The 6,934-nt window shown below is 45.3% G+C and carries 9 protein-coding genes; 6 read left to right on the plus strand and 3 right to left on the minus strand.

Going from position 1 to position 6,934, the window contains the following annotated elements:
* Positions 1-454: 454 nt before the first annotated feature.
* Entirely contained in the window at positions 455-1,285 is an 831-nt protein-coding gene (licT, locus tag E5983_RS08040) for a BglG family transcription antiterminator LicT (protein WP_160333341.1), read from the minus strand.
* A 215-nt stretch (positions 1,286-1,500) separates the two neighbouring features.
* Positions 1,501-2,346 carry an HAD family hydrolase gene (locus E5983_RS08045; protein WP_160333342.1) on the minus strand — a complete coding sequence of 282 codons (846 nt, stop codon included), beginning with the start codon at positions 2,344-2,346 and terminating at the stop codon, positions 1,501-1,503.
* Positions 2,347-2,468: 122 nt separating this feature from the next.
* Here E5983_RS08045 and E5983_RS08050 point away from each other — a divergent pair, with 122 nt between their 5' ends.
* The 6 genes from E5983_RS08050 (at position 2,469) to E5983_RS08075 (ending at position 6,552) form a co-directional block, all read left to right on the plus strand.
* The gene (locus tag E5983_RS08050) at positions 2,469-3,239 is read left to right on the plus strand and encodes an alpha/beta hydrolase (RefSeq protein WP_160333343.1); all 771 of its coding nucleotides are present in this window, start codon (positions 2,469-2,471) and stop codon (positions 3,237-3,239) included.
* A gap of 10 nt (positions 3,240-3,249) precedes the next feature.
* On the plus strand, positions 3,250-4,284 hold the full coding sequence (locus E5983_RS08055) for a DNA/RNA non-specific endonuclease (protein ID WP_160333344.1): 1,035 nt from the start codon (positions 3,250-3,252) through the stop codon (positions 4,282-4,284).
* 87 nt (positions 4,285-4,371) lie between these two features.
* On the plus strand, positions 4,372-4,824 hold the full coding sequence (locus E5983_RS08060) for a DUF3290 family protein (RefSeq protein ID WP_160333345.1): 453 nt from the start codon (positions 4,372-4,374) through the stop codon (positions 4,822-4,824).
* Entirely contained in the window at positions 4,821-5,459 is a 639-nt protein-coding gene (locus E5983_RS08065) for a DUF421 domain-containing protein (RefSeq protein ID WP_160333346.1), read from the plus strand. The genes E5983_RS08060 and E5983_RS08065 overlap by 4 nt, the downstream gene beginning before the upstream one ends.
* 368 nt (positions 5,460-5,827) lie before the next feature.
* Positions 5,828-6,055 carry a hypothetical protein gene (locus tag E5983_RS08070; protein ID WP_160333347.1) on the plus strand — a complete coding sequence of 76 codons (228 nt, stop codon included), beginning with the start codon at positions 5,828-5,830 and terminating at the stop codon, positions 6,053-6,055.
* A 35-nt stretch (positions 6,056-6,090) separates the two neighbouring features.
* Positions 6,091-6,552 carry a low temperature requirement protein A gene (locus tag E5983_RS08075; protein ID WP_331251104.1) on the plus strand — a complete coding sequence of 154 codons (462 nt, stop codon included), beginning with the start codon at positions 6,091-6,093 and terminating at the stop codon, positions 6,550-6,552.
* A gap of 241 nt (positions 6,553-6,793) precedes the next feature.
* Here the strand turns inward: E5983_RS08075 and E5983_RS08080 are convergent.
* Positions 6,794-6,934: transposase (locus tag E5983_RS08080; RefSeq protein ID WP_202056349.1), on the minus strand; the 141-nt coding region annotated here is incomplete at its 5' end.

Consider the following 6,934-nt stretch of genomic DNA (forward strand, 5'->3'; position numbering starts at 1 on the left):
GAGGGACAATGACTTGGGCGTTTCTCTAAGGAGCCTTCGATGATTTGAGCCATACGATTGCGTCTATCTTTACGATAAATAAGCCAGTCTTCTTTGAAAGTGATGTCTAGGTCTTGAATTCCGAGTAATTTTTGAGTATTATAATCCATATAAAGCAATTCCTATTCTGATGTTTTTTTGTTCACTTATCAGTTTAACAGGAATTGCTTTTTTTGTGCTCTGAATGACAAAAAAAGCTGTATGGAATTTGAACTTTCCACACAACTTATTATAGAACCCAAAAAAACCCAAACATATACCACAATGCCCCCGACTCAAAAAGCCTTCTCAGACACATTCGTATATATTTAGGTTTTGCCTGCCTTACAGTAACAATCCTTTTCTAGTTCTATCTTAGCAAAACACACATCACTTTGCAAGCGATTTCAAAATATTTCTTGACAAAATAGCAAGTTTACTCAATCAACCGTTGAATATGGATCGCTAGATAAATTTGTTCGTCCAGAGACATCTCAAAACCATAACTTTCTTTTACAAAAATTTTTATTTTCTCACTAGCCGCAAGAGCTTGGGGATAATTGGCTTGAATTTGTTGGTACAAAAAGGCGTCATTCCGTCCTGCTACTTGCCCCTGAAGAACACGCTGGGCAAAATAGCTGAGATGAGTAACCAAACGGTGAAAGCTGGTATCTTCCTGAAAATCTGCCCAGCCAAAATGGAGACGAACAATATCAAGGAGCTGGTGAACCATCTGATTCACTTGGTGTTCTTGTTGGCTTCCCGCATTAGTCTTTTGGGCATTAATCAAATGTAGGGCCAAAAAGGAGGCCTCACCTTTCTCCATGCTGATACCAAACTTCTCTTGGATGTGATCCAGTGTCTCTAAACCCAATTGGTATTCTTTGGGATAGAACTTCCGTACTTCCCAAGCCAAGGGATTTTCAATTGACAAGCCCTGGCGGCTTCTCTCCAGAGCATAATGGAGATGATCCCCAAGACTAAGATAGAGAGAAAATTCAAAGCTGGTATCGAGAACTGACTCAGCTTTTGAAATCAATTGAGTTACCAAGTCAACTTCGTCTGCCGGCATGCGACTATAGAGGTGAAAAATGTCACTTTCCTTTTCATCCCCCTGTAGCACAAATGTTTTCTCAATTTTATCCACTTCCAAATTCTGTCCCGCTTTTTTCTGAAAACCGAGCCCCTTCCCCATCACAATAATTTCCCGACCTTGTGTATCTATGGCTTGGACGACATTATTGTTATAAACTTTGATAATTTTCATCTTGCCCACCTTTGTAGAAGCTAGTGTCCTCAGACTCATTTCTAAGGTCTAAATAGCAAAAAAACCTAAATCCATCACCAAAGAGGCCTGTCGCCAGACTCCTGATTTTGATTTAGGTTTTGCCTGCTTTCCAGTAACAATCCTAAGTCTAGTCTAGCAAATTGGTGGCGCTTTCGCAAGACTGATTTCCTGTTTTCTAGAAGTAGGCCCCACCCTCACAACAAGCCCAACTTCTGAAAAGCCTTGTAAAGCCCATCGGCCTCTACATCAGTGGTTACCAAATCAGCCATGGCAAGTATTTCTGGACCTCCATTGCCCATTGCCACTCCAACTTCCGCAAAATCGAGCATGGGGATATCAATTTTCGCGTCACCAAAAGCGATGGTTTGACTGCGGTCAACTCCTAGACGCTTTAGTAAAAACTCCATAGCCTGGCCCTTATTGACACCTTTTAGGCCTAGATCTCCAAACAAAGCCTTTTCCCCTCGGCCACCCCAGGTGTGGGCTTCCAATTGTGGAAAGGCTGCTTGAGAATCCAAGTGATCCTGATAGGAATCTAGAATAAAGCTGATTTTATTGAGGTCATCCCGGTAAAGGTTGGCCTCAAAAACCAGGCCATGGAGAATGTCTTCGACTTCCTGGCCCGCCACTTCATCGGCTGTTCGCCCCTTGGTCATGAGGTAGCTTTGCAAAACCTTGCGGCCACGTTCCCGAAAGCCTGGACTAGCAAATAGGCCTTGATTGCTTTCCAAGAAAAATTCTAGGCCCCGTGCTTGGAGCCAGTCCACCACCTGCCGGGCATCCTCGTCAGAGATTACTTGGTGCTGGAGAACCTGCCCTTGAAACTCGATATAGGAACCATTGCCCCCAATCATCCCGTCCAGTCCCATGTCCCACAATTCATCCTGCATTTCAGCCCGACTCCGACCGGTGCAGGCAATCACCACATGCCCCTGAGCTCTGGCCGCCCGGATTGCCTTTTGGGCAGATCCTGGAATCCGATTGTGGTAATCAACGATTGTCCCGTCCACATCTAAGAATAGTATTTTTTCACAGCGCATCCTCCTTGTCTCTAGTTTACCCTTCTTTCTTTTGAAAAAAAAGTAAAAAAGTTGGAGATAAGGCTAATATCCTTTGATATCCATGATAAAATGGAGATAGAATCGTTAATTAGGGAGGGTATATGATTGCTTATCACCAACTAGACTTCCCCGCAAGTGGGGAAAGTCGGACAATCCGGGTCTATCTGCCGGATCAGTATGAACACCAAACGACTGCCTATCCAGTGATGTACTTCTTTGATGGTCACAACCTCTTCTCCGATCAGGAAGCAACTTATGGAGAATCTTGGAAACTCAAGGACTTTCTGGATCAGTGGACCAAGGACATGATTGTGGTCGGCCTAGAACCGGGGCACCAAGGCAACCAACGCTTAGAAGAGTATTCTCCCTACGATATCGGGAACACCTTCTTTGCAGGTCCGATTCAGGGCCAGGGGCGGGAAACTCTGGACTGGCTGCTTCAGCAGGTCAAACCCTTTATCGACCAAACCTACCGTACCTATCCTGATCGCCTCAATACAGGCATTGCCGGTTCCTCCATGGGTGGGCTCATGACCCTCTATGCCCTATCCCACTACAACACCGTCTTCTCCAAGGGAGCTGCCTTGTCCTCAGCCCTCTTTGGCCCAATCCAGCAAGAGGTTGCCCAGGTGCCAATCGATAGCAATACCCGCCTCTACATGGGCTGGGGTACCCGTGAAATGGGGCAAAATTCGGAGGCTGATGTAGATCCCTGGTCAACTTCCTTCGCCCAAAGCCACCTAAACCTAGAAGCTAGTTTTCAGAGGTCGGGTGCTCAAACCTACCTCTATCCCCAAATCCACGGCCGCCATACCGAAAGCGACTGGGCGCAACAAGTCCCGCTCTTGATGGACTTTTTATGGATGAGATAAGGAGAATTGTATGAAAAAGAAACCCCTACTGCTCTTATGGAGCCTTCTGCTTAGTTTAAGCCTCGGACTAGGAGTTCTCAATCCAGGCCCTATTTTCAATCCCCCGACCGTTTATGCAGCTGAGACCAGCGATGGCCTTCTGCCTTTTAAGGGCGAAAAGCAAATCCAGCTCCAGGACTGGGATCACAAAGGGCGCGCCCAAGCAGCCCACATCCAGCTAAAAGAGGGCGACCAACCCACCAAAAAACGAGCCGGTAAAATCAACTTCGACCCCGTTGGTTGGCATAACTACAAATTCTATTTTGGCGATGGTAACGAGCAAGCCTGGCTCATGAGTCGTGGTCATTTACTAGGCTATCAATTCAGCGGTCTGACTGATGAGGGACGCAATCTGGTCCCCATAACCAACTGGCTCAATGCAGGAAACTATCAAGGGACGGATGAGTCTAATCCCGACAGCATGCTTTTCTATGAAAATCGCCTCGATTCCTGGCTGGCAACCCATCCCAATTATTGGTTAGACTACAAGGTCAGCCCCATCTACACCGGCGATGAATTAATTCCACGTCAGATTGAGCTCCAGTATGTCGGACTAGATGCTAAAGGAAATAAACTCTCCATTACCCTTGGCGGAAAAGAAGCCAAGGACGCAGCCGGAATTACCCGCGTCCTCCTGGATAACACTTCACCCAATGCAGAAATCGACTACACTAGCGGTAGAGCTATCAACACCGTCACCTCAGCTAGTGAACAGGCAGCCGCCAAGCAAAGAGCTGCGGAAGAAGCCGCTGCTGCTCAAGCACAGGCCGAAGCGGAAGCTCGGGCTGCCGCTCAAGCTGCGGAGGAAGCACGTCTGCAAGCCGAAGCTCAGGCTCAAGCCGAAGCTCAAGCTGCAGCCCAGGCCCAGGCAGATGCGACTGTTGCCATTAGTCCTGAAGTCAACTCTGGAGGGGGCTACACCAGGGATGCGCGCGGACGTTGGCACAGACCAAATGGTCAATATGCTTCGAAAGCAGAGATTGCTGCTGCAGGACTCCCTTGGTAAACAAGACTGGATTTCTCCACCTTTCCTTTTGAGGACAGGTGGTTTTTTATGCTACAATAAGAGAGATTTTTTTGAGAAAGGAGTCTTATGAAATTCTATTCCTATGAGCATGTCTTGAACCAAATTCGTCAAGATAACTGGCTGCTGGCTATTTTCTTCACCTTGGTCTTAGTGATCCTCGCTTTTACAGCCTTTCAAGCCTACCGTGACAAGCGGGATTCAAAATACCGTGAACTGGTGATTATCCTCGGACTGGTACTCCTTGTATCTGGCTTATCTGGTTTTGAAAGTCTGCAAGCAAACAGTCAGATCAATAACCAATACCGCTCCTCGATTCACTTTATCGAGAAGGTATCCGATAAACTCAAGGTTAAACCCAGCCAAGTGTACGTCAATACATCTACTGAAACCAATGGAGCCCTACTCTATGTAGAGGGACACTTTTATCGAGCTATTTCTGGAAGTGAACCAGATTCCTACCTACTAGAAAAGATAAATCTCGATTCTTTTGATTTAGAATTAGTGGAGGTGAATCCGTGAATACGCTTTATTTAGATACAGCCATTAAATTAGCAATTGGTCTATTAACACTGATTGTGGTCATCAATATTTCTGGTAAAAGCAATCTAGCCCCGAATTCTGCAACAGATCAGATTCAAAACTATGTTCTCGGGGGAATTATCGGTGGGGTCATCTACAATCCCTCTATCACACTTCTCCAATATGTCATCATCCTGATGATTTGGACTATTTTAGTGCTCTGCCTCAAATGGTTAAAAACCCATAACCACACCATCAAACAAATGATTGATGGCCAACCCCGCGTTCTAATCCAAAAAGGGCAAGTCGATGTCGAAGCTTGTCGGACAGCAGGTCTAACCGCTGCCGACCTAACCCTCAAACTCCGGGGACAAGGCATCTTCCGCATGGCTGATGTCAAACGAGCAGTTTTGGAACAGAATGGTCAATTAATTGTCGTCCAAGCCGGTGAAGCCAATCCCAAATACCCCGTCATCACCGACGGAGTTGTCCAAACTGACATCCTGGAACTTTTGGAAAAGGATCCAGACTGGCTCCAGGAAGAACTCCAGCAACTGGGCTATGCGGACATTTCCCAAATCTTCCTGGTTGAATATGATCAGGGACAACTGAACATCGTCACCTATGAATCTTAAACTAGAAAGATAATCTAAAATCATGACTTCTATCATCATACAGACGTGTTGAGTTTACAGAGCTATTCTACGATCTCGTTTTTGTCCCCAAATTATTCATACCTATCATAAAAATCAGGTGGAATCGTTGATAATCCAAGGATTCCGCCTGGTTTCTTTGTTTCACCCAATGGGTGAAAAGCGAAAACTTCTAGAAACCTTGATCTATCAGGGGTTCTGGAAGTTTTTTTAGTTATCATATGAATAATTCGGGTTGTCTATACGATTTCGAAAACAACCGGGCTCATCCACCACTTGGAAGATGGTATTCTCCCCCCTTCCACCTCTTAAGTTTCCTAACCTGCTTGTTACAACTGGTAAACATTTGGATGATTCAAATCATGTTTATCGACATGGGACTGATGATGCTTTTCTCCAATTCCTTCACCATCGACTGGGAAACTAGTTTCCACCTGTTCGACCTCATCTTTCCCCTCTTATCCGGAATCCTATTCCTTCAATACGCGGTTCAATACAAGCAAAGCCGGAATTTGGAGGAACGGCAACTAGTTACGACCTTTTTAAAAATCTTAAATGTGCGAACTCTTGATGCCTGATTGCCCGCCTGCTGCTTTATAAATACGGGATCTGGATCTATTTTGCAGCTGTTATCGCCTCTTTCCTGATGCCTATCCTCTATCAGAAAGAGATGCGGTTGGTTCCGATCAATTTTCTCCATCTTGTCGAGCGCATTGCTCTCCTCGTCATTACTTCCTTTGGAAAAGTGATTGTCGGAGTCGCCTCCATCTTCTTCCTCCTGATGGTTGCCTTCCTCTTTCTGATCTATTTCACAGAATTCGACCATGCCTTGGATAGCAGCCCCAATACCCTAGGCTTCCGGCTCATTTACAGCCACTATCTAGTTTTCGCAGGTATCTTGATGCTCACCGTTTCAATGACCTTTCTTAGTGAACAGGAAGTCCATCACCTCTTTGTTGTTGCCTTCCTCTATGCAGGCCTCTTCGCCTTTTTCTTGGCGATTATTCTCAATGGCGTTTACAATACAAATGGACTCGCTCCTACCTGCAAATCTATTGGTTACTTTTTACTCTAGGTTTTGTGGCCAGTCTGATCTTTGCCGCTACTCCGCTTATGGTCACCGTCGTTACGACTGAAACTATCTTTCTTATCTGGGCACACTTCATTCACTTTTATTTAAAAAATCATCGAAAATCCAATGATTCCTTTGAAATTCATTGGATCTAAAAAAGGGAGTGGGACAGAGGCTGGGACAAAAGTCTCATAAAGCCTAAAAAGGAGAGATTCATCTACTGAAATGAGTCTCTCCTTTTCTTTTAGAATCTCCTCTTCCTATATTTGAGGAGATTATTGGCCATGAGAACCAATCCCATGTCAATTTTTACTTGTCGTTTTCCTCGTAGGTTACAACGTTTGTAACCTAAACAAGCCTTTACCTGTCCAAAGACAGGTTCCAC

The organism is Streptococcus danieliae, from assembly GCF_009767945.1.
Taxonomy (GTDB): Bacteria; Bacillota; Bacilli; order Lactobacillales; family Streptococcaceae; genus Streptococcus; species Streptococcus danieliae.

What these genes read in the sequence shown, in the direction of transcription:
- E5983_RS08070 (WP_160333347.1), top strand. Translation starts at nt 5,828, where the DNA reads ATGATTCAAATCATGTTTATCGACATGGGACTGATGATGCTTTTCTCC.
- E5983_RS08060 (WP_160333345.1), top strand. Translation starts at nt 4,372, where the DNA reads ATGAAATTCTATTCCTATGAGCATGTCTTGAACCAAATTCGTCAAGAT.
- licT (WP_160333341.1), bottom strand. Translation starts at nt 1,285, where the DNA reads ATGAAAATTATCAAAGTTTATAACAATAATGTCGTCCAAGCCATAGAT.
- E5983_RS08055 (WP_160333344.1), top strand. Translation starts at nt 3,250, where the DNA reads ATGAAAAAGAAACCCCTACTGCTCTTATGGAGCCTTCTGCTTAGTTTA.
- E5983_RS08045 (WP_160333342.1), bottom strand. Translation starts at nt 2,346, where the DNA reads ATGCGCTGTGAAAAAATACTATTCTTAGATGTGGACGGGACAATCGTT.
- E5983_RS08050 (WP_160333343.1), top strand. Translation starts at nt 2,469, where the DNA reads ATGATTGCTTATCACCAACTAGACTTCCCCGCAAGTGGGGAAAGTCGG.